General features: G+C 69.0%; 14 protein-coding genes. All 14 read left to right on the top strand.

Features of this window, described 5'->3' with window-relative positions:
* On the top strand, positions 1 to 273 hold a 273-nt coding region (locus tag V6M56_RS05040), incomplete at its 5' end, for a glutamate ligase domain-containing protein (RefSeq protein ID WP_442881083.1).
* Positions 270 to 1,697, top strand: a complete 1,428-nt coding sequence (locus tag V6M56_RS05035; RefSeq protein WP_332681804.1) for a UDP-N-acetylmuramoylalanyl-D-glutamyl-2,6-diaminopimelate--D-alanyl-D-alanine ligase — start codon at positions 270 to 272, stop codon at positions 1,695 to 1,697. The genes V6M56_RS05040 and V6M56_RS05035, both read left to right, overlap by 4 nt.
* Before the next feature lie 252 nt (positions 1,698 to 1,949).
* Positions 1,950 to 3,032 (top strand): phospho-N-acetylmuramoyl-pentapeptide-transferase, encoded by a 1,083-nt coding sequence (mraY, locus tag V6M56_RS05030; RefSeq protein ID WP_332681802.1) that lies wholly within the window; start codon positions 1,950 to 1,952, stop codon positions 3,030 to 3,032.
* A 17-nt stretch (positions 3,033 to 3,049) separates the two neighbouring features.
* Positions 3,050 to 4,480, top strand: coding sequence for a UDP-N-acetylmuramoyl-L-alanine--D-glutamate ligase (gene murD, locus V6M56_RS05025; protein ID WP_332681800.1), 1,431 nt, complete (start codon positions 3,050 to 3,052; stop codon positions 4,478 to 4,480).
* A 170-nt stretch (positions 4,481 to 4,650) separates the two neighbouring features.
* Positions 4,651 to 5,112 (top strand): cupin domain-containing protein, encoded by a 462-nt coding sequence (locus V6M56_RS05020; protein ID WP_332681807.1) that lies wholly within the window; start codon positions 4,651 to 4,653, stop codon positions 5,110 to 5,112.
* 124 nt (positions 5,113 to 5,236) lie between these two features.
* Positions 5,237 to 6,370 carry an FtsW/RodA/SpoVE family cell cycle protein gene (locus V6M56_RS05015; protein WP_332681798.1) on the top strand — a complete coding sequence of 378 codons (1,134 nt, stop codon included), beginning with the start codon at positions 5,237 to 5,239 and terminating at the stop codon, positions 6,368 to 6,370.
* A gap of 1 nt (position 6,371) precedes the next feature.
* Positions 6,372 to 7,478: an undecaprenyldiphospho-muramoylpentapeptide beta-N-acetylglucosaminyltransferase gene (murG, locus tag V6M56_RS05010; RefSeq protein WP_332681796.1), complete on the top strand. Its 1,107-nt coding sequence runs from the start codon at positions 6,372 to 6,374 to the stop codon at positions 7,476 to 7,478.
* Positions 7,479 to 7,515: 37 nt separating this feature from the next.
* Positions 7,516 to 8,928, top strand: coding sequence for a UDP-N-acetylmuramate--L-alanine ligase (gene murC / locus V6M56_RS05005; protein ID WP_332681795.1), 1,413 nt, complete (start codon positions 7,516 to 7,518; stop codon positions 8,926 to 8,928).
* Positions 8,925 to 9,848, top strand: coding sequence for a UDP-N-acetylmuramate dehydrogenase (gene murB / locus V6M56_RS05000; RefSeq protein ID WP_332681794.1), 924 nt, complete (start codon positions 8,925 to 8,927; stop codon positions 9,846 to 9,848). The genes murC and murB overlap by 4 nt, the downstream gene beginning before the upstream one ends.
* Before the next feature lie 134 nt (positions 9,849 to 9,982).
* Complete coding sequence (locus V6M56_RS04995; protein ID WP_332681792.1) at positions 9,983 to 10,897, top strand: D-alanine--D-alanine ligase; 915 nt, start codon at positions 9,983 to 9,985, stop codon at positions 10,895 to 10,897.
* A gap of 26 nt (positions 10,898 to 10,923) precedes the next feature.
* Positions 10,924 to 11,829 carry a cell division protein FtsQ/DivIB gene (locus V6M56_RS04990; RefSeq protein ID WP_332681791.1) on the top strand — a complete coding sequence of 302 codons (906 nt, stop codon included), beginning with the start codon at positions 10,924 to 10,926 and terminating at the stop codon, positions 11,827 to 11,829.
* A complete protein-coding gene (gene ftsA / locus V6M56_RS04985) occupies positions 11,826 to 13,151 on the top strand; it encodes a cell division protein FtsA (protein WP_332681789.1) in 1,326 nt (441 codons plus the stop codon). The genes V6M56_RS04990 and ftsA overlap by 4 nt, the downstream gene beginning before the upstream one ends.
* Before the next feature lie 128 nt (positions 13,152 to 13,279).
* A complete protein-coding gene (gene ftsZ / locus V6M56_RS04980) occupies positions 13,280 to 14,986 on the top strand; it encodes a cell division protein FtsZ (RefSeq protein WP_332681787.1) in 1,707 nt (568 codons plus the stop codon).
* A gap of 319 nt (positions 14,987 to 15,305) precedes the next feature.
* Positions 15,306 to 16,256: a UDP-3-O-acyl-N-acetylglucosamine deacetylase gene (gene lpxC / locus V6M56_RS04975; RefSeq protein WP_332681785.1), complete on the top strand. Its 951-nt coding sequence runs from the start codon at positions 15,306 to 15,308 to the stop codon at positions 16,254 to 16,256.
* The last annotated feature ends 15 nt before the right edge of the window (positions 16,257 to 16,271 follow it).

Raw genomic sequence — 16,271 nt, 5'->3', positions numbered from 1 at the left:
ATCGCCATCGTCACCGACGACAATCCGCGCAGCGAGGACCCGGCCGCGATCCGGGCCGAGATCCTCGCCGCCGCCCCTGGCCTGCGCGAGATCGGCGACCGGGCCGAAGCGATCGCCGCCGGCGTTGCGCAATTGCGGCCGGGCGACCTGCTGGTGGTCGCCGGCAAGGGTCATGAAACCGGCCAGATCGTCGGCGACCGGACCTTGCCGTTCTCCGATCATGAGGTGGTGCGGCAGGCGATGGCCGAGACGGCCGGGGGAAGACGAGCATGACGGCTGCACCGCTGTGGACGGGAGCCCGCCTGATCGAGGCGATGGAGGCGCGCTCGCAGGGGCCGCTGCCGGCGACCGTGTCCGGAGCCTCGATCGATACGCGCACGCTGGAGCCGGGCGACGCCTTCTACGCCATCCAGGGCGAGACACGCGACGGGCATGACTTCGTCGCGGCGGCGCTCGCCAAGGGCGCAGGCCTCGCCGTCGTCGATGCGGCGCATGCAGGTGCCTTCCCGGCGGATGCGCCGCTGGCGGTGGTGCCGGACGTGCTGCGCGCCATGGAGCGCGCCGGCATGGCCAGGCGCGCCGAGCTCAAGGCCGGTGTCGTCGCGGTCACCGGCTCGGTCGGCAAGACCGGGACGAAGGAGGCGCTGCGCCTGGTGCTCTCGCGCCAGGGCAAGACGCATGCGCCCGTGGCCTCCTACAACAACCACTGGGGCGTGCCGCTGACGCTCACCCGGACGCCGGTCGATGTGCGCTACGGCGTCTACGAGATCGGGATGAACAGCCCCGGCGAGATCCTGCCGCTGGCGAAGATGGTCGCGCCCGAGGTGGCGATCATCACCACGGTGCAGCCGGTGCACCTCGCCGCCTTCGAATCGATCGAGGGCATCGCCCGCGAGAAGGCGGCGATCTTCAGCGGGCTGAAAGCCGGCGGCACCGCCATCATCCATGCCGACATCGCCCAGGCCGGCCTGCTGCGCGAGCTGGCGCGGCTGAGCCCGGCTGGACGCATCATCAGCTTCGGCGAGAGCGAGGCGGCGGATGTCCGGCTGATCGGCTGTTCGCTGAAGCCGGAAATCTCGACGGTCGAGGCCAATGTGCTCGGCCGGCCGGTCACCTACAAGCTCGGCAGCCCGGGCAAGCACATCGTGCTGAACTCGCTCGCCGTGCTGGCCGCGGTCGAGGCGCTCGGCGCCGATCTCGCGCTGGCGGCGCTGGCGCTGGCCGAGCTGAAGCCGCCGGCCGGGCGCGGGGCGCGCCAGGTGCTGCATGCGCCGTCCGGTCCGTTCACGCTGATCGACGAGAGCTATAACGGCAACCCGGCCTCGATGCGGGCCGCGATCGAGAATCTCGGGCGGATCGAGGCGCATGGCCGGGGCAGGCGGATCGCCGTGCTCGGCGACATGCTGGAGCTCGGCGAGACCGGCCCAGCGCTGCACAAGGGGCTGGCCGAGGCTGTCACCGGCAACGGGGTCGATCTCGTCTTCGCCTGCGGACCCCTGATGCGTTCCCTCTATGACGCCTTGCCATCGCGCCAGCGTGGTGCTTATGCCGCCCAGGTGAGCGGACTCGAGCCGCTCGTGCTCGATGCGCTGCGCGCCGGCGACGTGGTCACGGTCAAGGGCTCGCTGGGATCGCGCATGGGCGCGATCGTGAAGGCGATGACCGCCCGCTTCCCGGTCGTCACGGCCGACGACTAGAGCAGGATGCGAAAAAGTGGGAACCGGTTTTTCGCATGAATCCTGCTCTAAGCTTTTGATAAGAGCCGGATGATTTCAGATGGAAGCGCTTCGCGATTCCATCTGAAATCATCCGGCTCTAGAGCCCGTTCCGATCAGATTGAACTAATCTGAACGGAAAGCGGGCCGACTCAATCTGTTGGCGCATGCTCTGAATCGCAGAAGTGGTTTCCACTTTTGCGGAACATGCGCCGGGACAAGGAACTAGGTTCGATGCTGGTCTGGCTAGCCGATTTCTCGGCGCATTTCCCGATCCTGAACGTCTTCCGCTACATCACCTTCCGGGCCGGCGGGGCGACCGCGACCGCGCTGCTCTTCGTCTTCTTCTTCGGCCCTGCGGCGATCTCCTGGCTGCGGATCAAGCAGGGCAAGGGCCAGCCGATCCGCAGCGACGGCCCCGAATCGCACCTCGCCAAGCGCGGCACGCCGACCATGGGCGGGCTGATGATCCTGACCGGGCTCTTCGTCGCGACGCTGCTCTGGGGCAATCTGCGCAATCCTTACGTCTGGATCGTGCTCGGGGTGACGGCGAGCTATGGCGCGATCGGCTTCTACGACGACTTCCTGAAGGTGACGAAGCAGTCGCATAAGGGCTTTTCGAGCGGCGCACGGCTGGGGCTGGAGATCGTCATCGCGCTCGGCGCCTGCACGGCGATCATGCAGATCGGGCCGCCCTCGATCGCGTCGGGCTTCGCCATGCCCTTCCTGAAGGAATTGGTGATCCCGCTCGGCATCCTGTTCCCGGTGGTCACCGCCTTCGTCGTGGTCGGCGCCGGCAATTCGGTCAACCTGACCGACGGGCTCGACGGGCTCGCCATCGTCCCGGTGATGATCGCGGCCGGCACCTTCGGCTTCATCGCCTATCTCACCGGCAACGCGATCTTCGCCAACTACCTGCAGATCCACCATGTGCCGGGCGCCGGCGAGCTCGCGGTGATCTGCGGCGCGATGATGGGCGCCGGCCTCGGCTTCCTCTGGTTCAACGCGCCGCCGGCGCAGATCTTCATGGGCGATACCGGCTCGCTCGGACTCGGCGGCATGCTCGGCACCATCGCGGTGGCGATCAAGCATGAGGTCGTGCTGGCGATCGTCGGCGGGCTGTTCGTGCTCGAGGCGCTCTCGGTGATCATCCAGGTCGCGGTCTTCAAGCGCACCGGCAAGCGCGTCTTCCTGATGGCGCCGATCCACCATCATTTCGAGAAGCTGGGCTGGACCGAGCCGCAGGTGGTGATCCGCTTCTGGATCATCTCGGTGGTGCTGGCGCTGGTCGGCCTCGCCACGCTCAAGCTGCGCTGACGCCAGGGAGGCCAGCCATGACCCCGGTCACGGTCTTCGCCGGCAAGACAATCGCCTTGTTCGGGCTCGGCGGCTCCGGGCTCGCGACGGCGCGCGCCCTCGTCGCCGGCGGCGCCCTCGTCGCCTGCTGGGACGACAATCCGGCCAGCCGCGACAAGGCGGCGGCAGACGGCTTCGCCATCGTCGATCTCGCGAGCGCCGACTGGTCGCGCTTTGCTGCCTTCGTGCTCTCGCCCGGCGTGCCGCTGACCCATCCCGCGCCGCACTGGAGCGTGGAGAAGGCGAGGGCGGCGGCGGTTCCGATCATCGGCGATATCGAGCTGTTCTTCCTCGAGCGCGCGAAGCTGGCTCCCGACGCGCCTGTCGTCTGCATCACCGGAACCAACGGCAAATCGACGACCACGGCGCTGATTGCCCATGTGCTGGCGCAGGCCGGCCGCGACGTGCAGATGGGCGGCAATATCGGCACTGCCATCCTTGCGCTGGAGCCGCCGGCGCAGGGCCGGGTCCATGTCGTCGAGTGCTCGACCTTCCAGATCGACCTCGCACCGTCGCTCAAGCCGACGGTCGGCCTCCAGCTGAACCTGACGCCGGATCATCTCGACCGGCACGGCACGCTCATCGCCTATGGCGCGATCAAGGAGCGGCTGGTCGCCGCCTCCGACATCGCGGTGATCGGCGTCGATGACGAGCCGTCGAAGCAGATGGCGCGGCGGCGCGCCGCTTCCGGCCGCCCGCTGGTCAGGATCAGCGGCGAGCAGCCGCTCGACGAGGGCGTCTTCGCCGGCGTCACCGCCAACCAGGGCAAGCTCGACACGCGCATCGTCGAGGTGAAGGACGGCAAGCCGAAGGTCGTCGCCAATCTTGCCGGCATCGGGTCCTTACGCGGCGCGCACAACGCCCAGAATGCGGCGGCGGCCTTCGCCGCCTGCGCGGCGCTCGGCCTCGGTGCCGAGGAGATCGCCGCCGGCTTCAGGAGCTATCCGGGGCTGAAGCACCGCATGGAGGAGCTCGGCCGGATCGGCCGCGTCGTCTTCATCAACGATTCCAAGGCGACCAATGCCGACTCCACCGAGAAGGCACTGACCTCCTTCCGCGAGATCTTCTGGATCCTCGGCGGCAAGGCGAAGGAGGGCGGCATCGATTCGCTGCGCCGCTACTTCTCCAATATCGCGCGGGCCTATCTGATTGGCGCGGCGAGCGACCTCTTTGCCGCGACCTTCGACGAGGACGGCCGCGTGACTTACGAGCGCAGCGGCACGCTCGACCTCGCGGTGGCGGCGGCAGTGCGTGATGCGCTGGCCCGCCCGGGCGAGGGCGAGATCGCGGTGCTGCTCTCGCCGGCCTGCGCCTCCTACGACCAGTTCCCGAATTTCGAGGTGCGCGGCGACGCCTTCCGGGCGCTGGTCACGGCGCTGCCGGGATTCGAGGCGGTCGTCGGCCACTAGCCGGACTTTCCGTCATTGCGAGGAGCGTCCGCGACGAAGCAATCCAGGGAGACGTAGAGCTCTGCCGCGCCTGGATTGCTTCGCCGCGCTCGCAATGACGGTTCGGCCGCGCTGAGCCTCCATCGAGCCGTGATAGGTTGCGGGCCGCCATCAGACCGGAGGCGCCCATCATGCCCAAGATCGACATCGCCGCCGTGCCGAAACGCAAAGGCTCGGGCTATCCGGCGCCGTTCGATGCGCCATGCGAGGAGCGTGTAAGGCAACGCCTGGGCAATGCCGGCGGGCTGAGCGATTTCGGCGTCAACCTCATGCAGTTGCCGCCGGGGAACTGGTCGAGCCAGCGCCACTGGCACACGCATGAAGACGAATTCGTCTATGTGCTCCAAGGCGAACTCACGCTCGTGGAGGACGATGGCGAAACGCTGTTGTGCGCCGGCGATTGCGCCGCCTTCGCGAAGAACAGCGGCAACGGCCACCACCTGGTCAACCGGTCGGACAAGATGGCGGTCTATCTCGAGGTCGGCAGCCGATGGCCGGCCGACCTGACCACCTGCTCCGACATCGACATGATGAGCGCCAATGCCGACGGACGCTTCGTTCACAAGGACGGGACGCCCTATGCCGGGACGTGAGAGAGCGAGCGGCGGCAGGCCGCCGACAAAGCCCGCAATCGGAATCAATCGGTTAACCATTCATTGACAGAATGATTCGTCTCGACGGCGCCGCGGCGCCAAGGCGCTGACGGAGCCCGGATCAATGACCTCGCGCGCAGAACCCAGCCTGAGCGGCCGCTGGTGGTGGTCGATCGACCGCCTCATCCTCTCGACGCTGGTGGCGCTGATGGTCTCGGGCGTCGTGCTGCTGATGGCGGGCAGCCCGCCGGTCGCCGAGCGGCTGGGCTTGTCGACCTTCCATTTCGTCAACCGGCAGGCGGTCTACCTGCTGGCGGCGCTGGCGGTGTTCCTCGCCACCTCGCTTCTGACACCGCGGCAGGTGCGCCGGGCGGCGCTGATCTGCTACGTCGTCTCGCTGGCGGCGGTGATCGGGACGCTTTATTTCGGTGTCGAGGTCAAGGGCGCCAAGCGCTGGCTGACGCTCGGGCCGCTGGGCTCGATCCAGCCCTCCGAATTCCTCAAGCCGGCCTTCGTCGTGATGGCCGCCTGGGCCTTCGCCGAGGGCGGCCGCCGGCCGGACCTGCCGGGCACGATCATCGCCTTCCTGCTGCTGCCGCTGACCATCGTGCCACTCGTGATGCAGCCGGATTTCGGCCAGACCGTGCTGGTCACGCTGGTCTGGGCCGGGCTGTTCTTCGTCGCCGGGCTGCACTGGTTCTGGGTGATGGGGCTCGGCGGCCTCGGCGCCTTCGGCCTGCTGGTCGCCTACCAGCTCGTGCCGCATGTGCGCGCCCGCATCGAGCGCTTCATGGACAAGGGCTCGGGCGACACCTTCCAGATCGACACCGCGCTCGAGAGCTTCGCGCAGGGCGGCTGGCTCGGAAAGGGACCGGGCGAGGGTACCGTCAAGCGCATCCTGCCCGACGCGCACACCGATTTCATCTTCGCGGTGACGGCCGAGGAGTTCGGCGTCGTCGTCTGCATCGCGCTGGTCGCGCTGTTCGCGGTCATCGTGCTGCGCGCGCTGTTCGTGGCGCAACGCGCCGAGGACCCGTTCGCCCGCCTCGCGGTGACGGGCCTGGCCCTGCTCTTCGGCATCCAGGCCGCGATCAACATGATGGTCAACCTGCACATGATGCCGGCCAAGGGCATGACCCTGCCCTTCATCTCCTATGGCGGCTCCTCGCTGATCTCGCTGGCGCTGGGCACCGGCTTCCTGCTGGCGTTGACACGCAAGCGACCGCGCGCCGAGGCGCTCGGCGAGATGGGGCGCTGAGATGGCGGGCCAGGGGGCCGGCCAGCCGGCGCTCGTCCTGCTCGCCGCCGGCGGCACGGGCGGGCACCTGTTCCCGGCCGAGGCGCTGAGCCATGCGCTGCATGCGCGCGGTTTGCGGGTGGCGCTGATCACCGATACCCGCGCCGCCGAATATGCCGGCAGCTTCCCGGCCGAATCGATCCATGCCGTGCCGGCGGCGACGCCGTCGGGCCGCTCGCCGCTGAAGATGGCGCAGGCGGCGTTCGTGCTGGCCAGGGGCGCGTTTGCGGCGCGCCGCGAAATCAAGGCGCTGCAGCCGGCGATCGTTGTCGGCTTCGGCGGCTATCCGACGGTGCCGCCGCTCTTTGCGGCGGCGCTGATGGGCGTGCCGACCATGGTGCACGAGCAGAACGCGGTGATCGGCCGGGCCAACCGCTTCCTCGCCGGCCGGGTCAAGGTGATCGCGACCGGCTTCGCCGAGGTCGGCGGGCTTTCCGCGGCGCAGGAAGCCAAATGCCGGCAGGTCGGCAATCCGGTGCGGCCGGCGGTGATCGAAGCGGTGTCGCCCTATCCCGGGTTCGAGGGCGGCGTGAACCTGCTGGTCTTCGGCGGCAGCCAGGGCGCGCGCGTGATGGCCGACATCGTGCCGCCGGCGATCCAGCTGCTCAGCCCCGAGGAGCGGGCACGGCTCTCGATCGTTCAGCAGGCGCGCGCCGAGGATGACGACCGGGTGCGCGGCATCTATGGCGCGCTCGGCGTCAGGGCCGAGATCGCGCCCTTCTTCAAGGACCTGCCGGCGCGGATGGCGGCGGCGCATCTGGTGGTCGCGCGCTCGGGCGCCTCGACCGTCGCCGAGCTCTCGGTGATCGGCCGGCCGGCGCTGCTGGTGCCGCTGCCGGGCTCGCTCGACCAGGACCAGGCCGCCAATGCCGCGGTGCTGGAGCGGGCAGGTGGGGCCATCCGGATCCTGCAGCCGGAATTCACGCCGCGGCGGCTCGCGGGAGAGCTTTCGGCCCTGCTCGCCGAGCCGTCGCGCTTGACTGTGATGGCCGCGAGCGCCAAGAGCGCCGGCATCCCCGACGCAGCCGACCGGCTCGCACGCCTGATCGCTGAGACCGCCCAGATCTGAATTCCAGCCAGATCTGAATTCCAGGAAGTACCGAACCATGAAGCTGCCGCCGAAGCTCGGCTCCATCCATTTCGTCGGCATCGGCGGCATCGGCATGTCCGGCATCGCCGAGGTGCTGCACAATCTCGGCTACAAGGTGCAGGGCTCGGACGCCTCCGACAACGCCAATGTCCGCCGCCTCGCCGACAAGGGCATCAGGACCTTCGTCGGCCATGCCGCCGGCAATCTTGGCGAGGCCGAGGTCGTCGTGGTCTCGACCGCGATCAGGCGCGACAATCCCGAGCTGATGGCGGCGCGCGAGAAGCGCCTGCCGGTGGTGCGCCGCGCCGAGATGCTGGCCGAGCTGATGCGGCTGAAGAGCTGCGTCGCCATCGCCGGCACCCATGGCAAGACGACCACGACCTCGCTGGTCGCGACCCTGCTCGACAAGGGCGGGCTCGACCCGACCGTGATCAATGGCGGCATCATCAACGCCTATGGCACCAATGCCCGCATGGGCGAGAGCGACTGGATGGTGGTCGAGGCCGACGAGTCGGACGGCACCTTCCTGAAGCTGCCGGCAGACGTCGCGATCATCACCAATATCGACCCCGAGCATCTCGACCATTTCGGCACCTTCGACGCGATCAAGGACGCCTTCCGCGCCTTCGTCGAGAACCTGCCCTTCTACGGCTTCGCGGTGATGTGCATCGACCATCCGACCGTGCAGGAGCTGGTCGGGCAGATCGAGGATCGCCGGGTCATCACCTATGGCGAGAACCCGCAGGCCGATTTCCGCCTGACCGAGATCGACCTTTCCGGCGGCCAGGCCCGCTTCACGCTCCTGATCCGCGACCGCAAGAACGGCCGCGAGGAGGCGATCCGCGATCTCGTCATGCCGATGCCGGGCCACCACAACGCGCTGAACGCCACGGCGGCGATCGCCGTCGCCTATGATCTCGGCGTGCCGGTCGAGACCATCCGCGAGGGGCTCGCGGGCTTCGGCGGCGTCAAGCGCCGCTTCACCCGCACCGGCGAATGGAACGGGGCGCTGATCTTCGACGATTACGGCCATCATCCGGTCGAGATCGCCGCCGTGCTGAAGGCGGCGCGCGCCTCGACCAAGGGCAAGGTCGTCGCCGTGGTGCAGCCGCATCGCTATACGCGGCTCTCCAGCCTGTTCAACGACTTCGCCTCCTGCTTCAACGATGCCGACACGGTGATCGTCGCCGATGTCTACAGCGCCGGCGAGGCGCCGATCCCGGGCATCGACCGCGACGGGCTGGTCGCGGCGATCAAGGCGCGCGGCCATCGCCACGCGCTGCCGCTGCCGGCTTCCGACAAGCTCGCCGGCATGGTCGCGACCATGGCCGGGCCGGGCGACTATGTCGTGCTTCTCGGCGCCGGCAACATCACGCAATGGGCCTATGCCCTGCCGGGGGAGCTGGCGGCGCTCGGGATGGCGCGATGAGCTTCCCCGACATCACGCCCGACATCGCCGCCGCCGCACCCGAACTGCGCGGGCGGCTCCTCGCCAACCAGGCGATGGCGGGGCTGACCTGGTTCCGCGTCGGCGGGGCGGCGCAGGTGCTGTTCACGCCCGCCGACGAGGTGGACCTCGCCTATCTGCTCGCCCGCCTGCCGGCCGAAATTCCGGTCACCGTGGTCGGCCTCGGCTCCAACCTGATCGTGCGCGATGGCGGCATTCCCGGCGTGGTGATCCGCCTCGGCGGCAAGGCCTTCGGTGAGATCGTCCGCGAGGAGGGCGACCGGCTGCGCGCCGGCACCGCGACCCCCGACGTCAAGCTGGCGCGCGCCGCCGCCGACGCCTCGCTCGACGGGCTCGCCTTCTATCGCGGCATTCCCGGCTGCATCGGCGGGGCGCTGCGGATGAATGCCGGTGCCCATGGCGGCGAGACCACCGACGTGCTGGTCGAGGCGCGGGGCGTGACCCGCTCAGGCGAGATCGTCACCTTCTCGCATGCCGATATGGGCTTCACCTATCGCAACAGCGCCGTGCCCACCGACATCATCTTCACCTCGGCGCTCTATCAGGGCCGCCCCGGCGAGCAGGCGGCGATCCTCGCCGAGATGGACCGCGTGACCTCGGCGCGCGAAGCGGCGCAGCCGATCAAGGAGCGCACCGGCGGCTCGACCTTCAAGAACCCGCCGGGCGGCAAGGCCTGGCAGCTGATCGACGCCGCCGGCTGCCGGGGCCTGCGCGTCGGCGGGGCGCAGGTCTCGGAGATGCACTGCAACTTCCTGATCAATACCGGCGGCGCCAGCGCTGCCGATATCGAGGGGCTGGGCGAAGAGGTGCGGCGCCGGGTCAAGGACGATTCCGGCTACGAGCTGCACTGGGAGATCAAGCGCTTCGGCATCGCCGCCTGAGAGGCCTCGCGGCGGCGCGGGCGGTGAGGCGCCGGCGCTACTGCTGCGCTTCTCTTAACCACAGCGGCGCATTATTAACTTGTCGTTAACCATGACTGGGCAGTTTCGACGCAAGCGCGGAGCTAGGAACCAGCATGTCCAGACATGTCGCAGTGCTGATGGGCGGCTGGTCCGTCGAGCGCGAAGTCAGCCTCAACACCGGTGCCGGCTGTGCCGCCGCGCTGGAAGGCGCCGGCTACCGCGTCAGCCGCATCGACGTGCAGCGCGACATCGCCGCGGTGCTGGACAAGCTTCGGCCCGACGTCGCCTTCAACGGCCTGCACGGCCGCTTCGGCGAGGACGGCACCATCCAGGGCGTGCTCGAGATCCTGGCGATTCCCTATACCCATTCCGGCGTGCTGGCCTCGGCGCTGGCGATCCGCAAGGACAAGGCCAAGACGGTCGTCGCCGCGGCGGGCGTGCCGGTCGCGCACGGCGTCCTTGTCTCGCGTTTCGAGGCGGCCAAGCGCCATGTGCTGGCGCCGCCCTATGTGCTGAAGCCGGTGGACGAAGGCTCCTCGGTCGGTGTGGTCATCGTCAAGAAGGGGCGCGAGCATCCGCCCCAGGAAATCGCCCGGCCGGACTGGCCCTGCGGCGAAACCCTGCTGGCCGAAACCTTCATCGCCGGGCGCGAACTGACCTGCGCCGTGATGGACGGCAAGTCCCTGGGCGTGACCGAGATTCGGGCTTCGACCGGCGAGTTCTACGACTACGACGCGAAATACGCGAAAGGCGGTTCGATCCACATCTGCCCGGCTCAAATTTTACCGAATATTTACCAGCGGATCGAAGAGTGTGCGTTAACGGCGCATCAAGCAATCGGGTGCCGCGGCGTCAGTCGTTCCGACTTCCGATATGACGACGAGAGCGAAACTCTCGTCTGGCTGGAGGTCAATACGCAGCCCGGCATGACCGAAACCAGCCTGGTGCCCGAACTGGCCGCCCATGCGGGCATGAATTTCAGCGAGCTCGTCAGATGGATGGTGGAGGACGCCTCCTTAGATCGGTGAACGCGGTGCTGGCAGGGTCCGGTCCGATGACACCGATGCGCGCGGCGGGGCCTCAGCTCCTCGTCGGCGAGCGCTCGCGCCGCTGGTTCCGCGGCTCGCGCCGCAGCGCGCTTGCGCTGCCGCTGGCGGAGCGGCTGCCGCGTGGCCTGGGCTCCTGGCTCGCGGTCGGCTTCCTCGCCTTGTCGGCGACCACGGGCGCCGCCCTCGGCGGCCATTTCGAGACGCTCCGCGAGAGCTATGGCGAACCCAGGCATGCGTTCGCCCGGCTGATCGGCCTCGGCATCGACCGCGTCGTCATCTCGGGCCTGGTCGGGCTTTCCGAGATCGAGGTCCTGGTTGCGGCCGGCATCGATCCGAAGATCTCGCTCGCCTTCTTCGACGCCGACGAGGCGCGCAAGCGCCTGGAGGCGACGCCGATGATCCGCGAGGCCTCGGTCCGCAAGCTCTATCCCGGCGAGATCGCGATCAACCTCGTCGAGCGCGAGCCCTTCGCGCTCTGGCAGGTGAAGGGCGAGCTCTTCCTGATCGCCGCCGACGGCGCGGTGATCGACCGCATGGACGATGGTCGCTTCGCCCATCTGCCGCTGGTCGTCGGTGCCGAAGCCAATCTGCGGGCCCGCGACTATGTCGCGCTGCTCGCCGAGGCCGGGCCGTTCGCACCGCGCATCCGCGCCGGCAGCCTCGTCGCCGGCCGGCGCTGGAACCTCAAGCTCGATACCGGCATCGATATCCGCCTGCCGGAGGAGGAGACCAGCGCGGCGCTGAAGCGCCTCGTCGGCCTCGAGCAGGATTTCCGGATCAGCGACAAGGATCTCATCGCCATCGACCTGCGCCAGGCGGACCGGGTGACCATGCGCCTCACCGAAGAGGGCGCGGCCGCGAGGGCCGAGCAGCTCAAGAACAAGGGCAAGAAGAAGGGAGGCGAGGCATGAGCCTGACCTCCCAGGGCCTGACGCCGCGGATGCGGCCGCTGTCGTCGCGCAAGAGCGCGACCTTGTCGATTCTCGACATCGGCACCAGCAAGGTCGTCTGCCTGATCGCCGAGCTGAACCCGGCGGAAGCGAATGAACGCCTGCGCGGCCGCACCCATGTGGCCCGCATCGTCGGCATCGGCCATCAGCGCTCGCTCGGCCTGAAGGGCGGCGCGATCGTCGATCTGGACAGCGCCGAGCGCGCCATCCGGGCCGCGGTCGACGCAGCCGAGCGCATGGCCAAGGTCGAGGTCCAGTCGGTCATCGTCAACCTGACCGGCGGCCGGCTGAACTCGCAGCATTATGCCGCCAGCGTCGAGCTGCGTGGCGGCTCGGTCGGCGATTCGGATGTGAAGCGCGTGCTTGCCGCCGCCGCGAACCATGCCATCCGCCCGGGCAAGGCGGTGCTGCATGCGCTGCCGACCGGCTACGCACTCGACGGTTCGCCCGGCGTTCTCGATCCGCGCGGGCTGATCGGCGGCTCGCTCTCGGTCGACATGCATGTCGTCGCCTCCGAGGCCGCGGCGGCGCGCAACGTCATGCTGGCGGTCGAGCGCTGCCATCTCGAGGTCGAGGCCGTGGTGGCGACGCCCTATGCGGCGGGCCTTTCGGTGCTGGTCGACGACGAGGCCGAGATGGGCGTCGTCGTGGTCGACATGGGCGGCGGCACGACCTCGCTCGGCGTCTTCGCCGGTGGCCATCTGACCCATGCCGACGCCATCGCCGTCGGCGGCAACCACATCACCATGGACGTGGCGCGCGGGCTCTCGACCCGGGTCGCGGCGGCCGAGCGCCTGAAGACGCTGCACGGCTCGGCGATCGCCAGCCCCTCGGACGACCGCGACATGATCGCGGTGCCGCAGGTCGACGACGACGAGCGCGACATGCCGAACCACCTGTCGAAGTCGCATCTGGTGCGGATCATCAAGCCGCGCGTCGAGGAGATCCTCGAACTGGTGCGCGACCGGCTCAAGGCCGCCGGCTTCTCGGCCGAGGCCGGCCGCCGCGTCGTCCTGACCGGCGGCGCCTGCCAGCTCACCGGCATGCCGGAGGTCGCGCGGCGCGTGCTCGGCGGCCAGGTCCGCACCGGACGCCCGCTCGGCATCCGGGGCTTGCCCGAGGCAGGCAAGGGCCCGTCCTTCGCCGCCGCGGTCGGCCTGCTGGTCTACCCGCAGGTCGCCCATGTCGAGCATTTCGAGCCGCGGGCCGGCGCATCCTACTTCGCCCATGCCGCCGACGGGTATTTCTCCCGCGTCGGCCGCTGGCTGAAGGAGAGTTTCTAGAGTTGCGGTCCGCGCGGCCATCCGGCCGGGCGGAACGGAGTGAGTTGAGAATCGGGGCCTCGGCCCCTGGCGTGGAAAAACGGGACGGCGCCCGCCAGGAGCCGGACGGAAATTTGAAAGAGGCAACCATGGCGATGAATCTGCAAGCCCCGGACATCCGGGAACTCAAGCCCCGAATCACCGTGTTCGGCGTCGGTGGTGCCGGCGGCAATGCCGTGAACAACATGATCGAGGCCGGCCTCGACGGGGTCGACTTCGTCTGTGCCAACACCGACGCCCAGGCCCTGGCGCTCTCCCGCGCCCCGCGCATCATCCAGATGGGCCTGCAGGTCACCGAAGGCCTCGGCGCCGGCTCGCAGCCGGAAGTCGGGCGCGCGGCGGCCGAGGAGGTCGCCGACGAGATCCGCGATCATCTCGCCGGCGCGCACATGGTCTTCATCACCGCCGGCATGGGCGGCGGCACCGGCACCGGCGCCGCCCCGGCCATCGCCCGCGTCGCCCGCGACATGGGCATCCTCACCGTCGGCGTCGTCACCAAGCCGTTCCAGTTCGAGGGCCATCGCCGCATGCGCATGGCGGAGGCCGGCATCGGCGAGCTCAACGAAGCCGTCGACACGCTGATCGTCATCCCGAACCAGAACCTGTTCCGCGTCGCCAACGAGAACACCGGCTTCGCCGATGCCTTCGGCATGGCCGACCAGGTGCTCTATTCCGGCGTCGCCTGCATCACCGACCTGATGGTCCGCCCCGGTCTGATCAACCTCGACTTCGCCGACGTCCGCGCCGTGATGCGCGGCATGGGCAAGGCGATGATGGGCACCGGAGAGGCGCAGGGCGAGAAGCGGGCGCTCTCCGCGGCCCAGGCCGCGATCAACAACCCGCTGCTCGACGACGTCTCGATGAAGGGCGCGCGCGGCCTGCTGATCTCGATCACCGGCGGCCGCGACATGAAGCTCTACGAGGTCGACGAGGCCGCCACCCGCATCCGCGAGGAGGTCGATTCCGAGGCCAACATCATCGTCGGCGCCACCTTCGACGAATCGCTCGAGGGCACGGTGCGCGTCTCGGTGGTCGCGACCGGCATCGACAAGCCGGTCAGCTCGCAGGCCGAGGTCGACGCGACCGAAGCCCGCATCGCCGAGGTCGCCGAGCGGCTGAAGGCGGAAGCGCGCCTGCGCACCGCCGTCCCCAACATCCGCACCTCGTCCGCCCCGGCGCCGATCCCGGCACCGGAGCCGGCGCCCGAGATGCGCCTGCCGCTGGCGCCCGAGCCCATGCGCCCGGCCGCCCCGGCGAGCTTCGCCGCCGATGTCCGCATCGAGCCGGTTCAGCCGCGCCAGGCCATCGTGGCACCGGCACCGCAGGCCCAGCCTGTCGAGGCCGAGCTGCCGTATCTGGAGGACAGCTTCATCCCGCCGGCGCCCGAGCGCGCCGTGATCCGGCCGACCCGCATGCCGCGGATCGAGGACCTGCCGATGCCGGCGCAGAACCAGATCGCGCAGAATCGCGCCGCTCCGGGCGCGCCGCAGCCTGCGGTCTCTGCCGACCAGAAGCGCATGTCGCTGATGCAGCGGCTCGCCTCCGTCGGCTTCGGCCGCAAGGAGGAGGAGGCCGTCGAAGCTCAGGCTCCGGCGCCCGCGCCGCGTCCGGCGCCGCCGGTGCCGGTGGCACCGCCCAGCGCCGCCCATGCCGAGTTCATGCGCCGCCCCGCCGTGCCGCAGGCTTCCAGGCCGGCCCAGGGCCAGCTCGATCCGCATGGCCGCGCGGCCCCCAGCCGCAACGCCGAAGAGGATCATCTGGAGATTCCGGCCTTCCTCCGGCGCCAGTCCAGCTGAGGCTTGCACCGGCGCCAGAAACGGTTTTAAACAACGAGCCCGGCGCAACCTTGCGCCGGGCTTTTTTTAACGTCTGAAAAACCATATACATCAATCGGATGGTTAGGTTTTTCGCGCTCCTTCAACTCTGTTACAGAGCGAAAGAAAGCGTGATTTTGAAGCCCCGCCCGCTGGGCTTATCTTGCAGGGCAGCACCGGGGCAGACGGATTCGGGACAGAGTTCCGGACCGCTCAGTTTCAAGGGACCGCGATCGATCGTCAGATAGGCTGCGCCGCCAGGCGCCGGACCTGATCGTCGCGCATGAGATCGGATAAGAGTATGATGGCTGACCGGCAGACGACGCTTCGCTCGCCCGCGACCCTGCAGGGGATCGGGGTCCATTCGGGAGCTCCGGCCTGCCTCTGCCTCCGCCCCTCCGCCGCCAACACCGGTATCGTCTTCCTCCGCAAGGGCCTCGAAGGCGGCCATGAGCAGCTCATCCATGCCCGCCACAACAAGGTCAGCGCCACCGAGCTCTGCACCGTGGTCGGCGAGCAGGCTTCCGGCTCGGTCGCCACGATCGAGCACTTGATGTCGGCCTGCGCCGGGCTCGGGCTCGACAATGTCCTGGTCGAGATCGACGGCCCCGAAATGCCGATCATGGACGGCAGCGCCACCGAGTTCGTCACGGCGATCGAGGCGGCCGGCATCGTCGCTCTCGGCGCGGCGCGCCGCTATCTCAGGATCCTGCGTCCCATCCGCGTCGAGAACGGCCGCGCCTTCGCCGAGCTGGCGCCGTCGGAATCCGGCTTCCGGCTCGATGTCGAGATCGATTTCGACAGCCCCGCCATCGGCCGCCAGCGCAAGGTCTTCGACCTCGACCCGGAGGCCTATGCCCGCGAGATCTCGCGCGCCCGGACCTTCGGCTTCATGCGCGATGTCGAGCAGCTCTGGAAAGCCGGCTTCGCGCTCGGCGCCTCGCTCGACAACACCGTCGCCATCGGCGACGACAAGGTCATCAATCCGGAGGGCCTGCGCTATGCCGACGAGTTCGTGCGCCACAAGGTTCTCGACGCGGTCGGCGATCTGGCGCTGGCCGGCTATCCGATCCTCGGCGAGTTCCGCTCCTATTGCGGTGGCCACCGCATGAATGTGCGCATCCTCGAGGCGCTTTTCGCCGACCGTGCCAATTACGCGATCGTCGAGGCCGAGCCGGTCTATGCGCCGCGCGCCGTGCAGATGGCGGCCGGCACCCCGATGCCGGCGGCCCTTGCGCCCGATCTGCACTGAAATCCGGCGACGACA

Source organism: Allobosea sp., from assembly GCF_036675845.1.
Classification (GTDB): domain Bacteria; phylum Pseudomonadota; class Alphaproteobacteria; order Rhizobiales; family Beijerinckiaceae; genus Allobosea.
This window is presented reverse-complemented; position numbering and strand designations above follow the sequence as displayed.

Coding starts and splice junctions, on each gene's coding strand:
- V6M56_RS05035 (WP_332681804.1), top strand. CDS start 270: ATGACGGCTGCACCGCTGTGGACGGGAGCCCGCCTGATCGAGGCGATG.
- mraY (WP_332681802.1), top strand. CDS start 1,950: ATGCTGGTCTGGCTAGCCGATTTCTCGGCGCATTTCCCGATCCTGAAC.
- murD (WP_332681800.1), top strand. CDS start 3,050: ATGACCCCGGTCACGGTCTTCGCCGGCAAGACAATCGCCTTGTTCGGG.
- V6M56_RS05020 (WP_332681807.1), top strand. CDS start 4,651: ATGCCCAAGATCGACATCGCCGCCGTGCCGAAACGCAAAGGCTCGGGC.
- V6M56_RS05015 (WP_332681798.1), top strand. CDS start 5,237: ATGACCTCGCGCGCAGAACCCAGCCTGAGCGGCCGCTGGTGGTGGTCG.
- murG (WP_332681796.1), top strand. CDS start 6,372: ATGGCGGGCCAGGGGGCCGGCCAGCCGGCGCTCGTCCTGCTCGCCGCC.
- murC (WP_332681795.1), top strand. CDS start 7,516: ATGAAGCTGCCGCCGAAGCTCGGCTCCATCCATTTCGTCGGCATCGGC.
- murB (WP_332681794.1), top strand. CDS start 8,925: ATGAGCTTCCCCGACATCACGCCCGACATCGCCGCCGCCGCACCCGAA.
- V6M56_RS04995 (WP_332681792.1), top strand. CDS start 9,983: ATGTCCAGACATGTCGCAGTGCTGATGGGCGGCTGGTCCGTCGAGCGC.
- V6M56_RS04990 (WP_332681791.1), top strand. CDS start 10,924: ATGACACCGATGCGCGCGGCGGGGCCTCAGCTCCTCGTCGGCGAGCGC.
- ftsA (WP_332681789.1), top strand. CDS start 11,826: ATGAGCCTGACCTCCCAGGGCCTGACGCCGCGGATGCGGCCGCTGTCG.
- ftsZ (WP_332681787.1), top strand. CDS start 13,280: ATGGCGATGAATCTGCAAGCCCCGGACATCCGGGAACTCAAGCCCCGA.
- lpxC (WP_332681785.1), top strand. CDS start 15,306: ATGATGGCTGACCGGCAGACGACGCTTCGCTCGCCCGCGACCCTGCAG.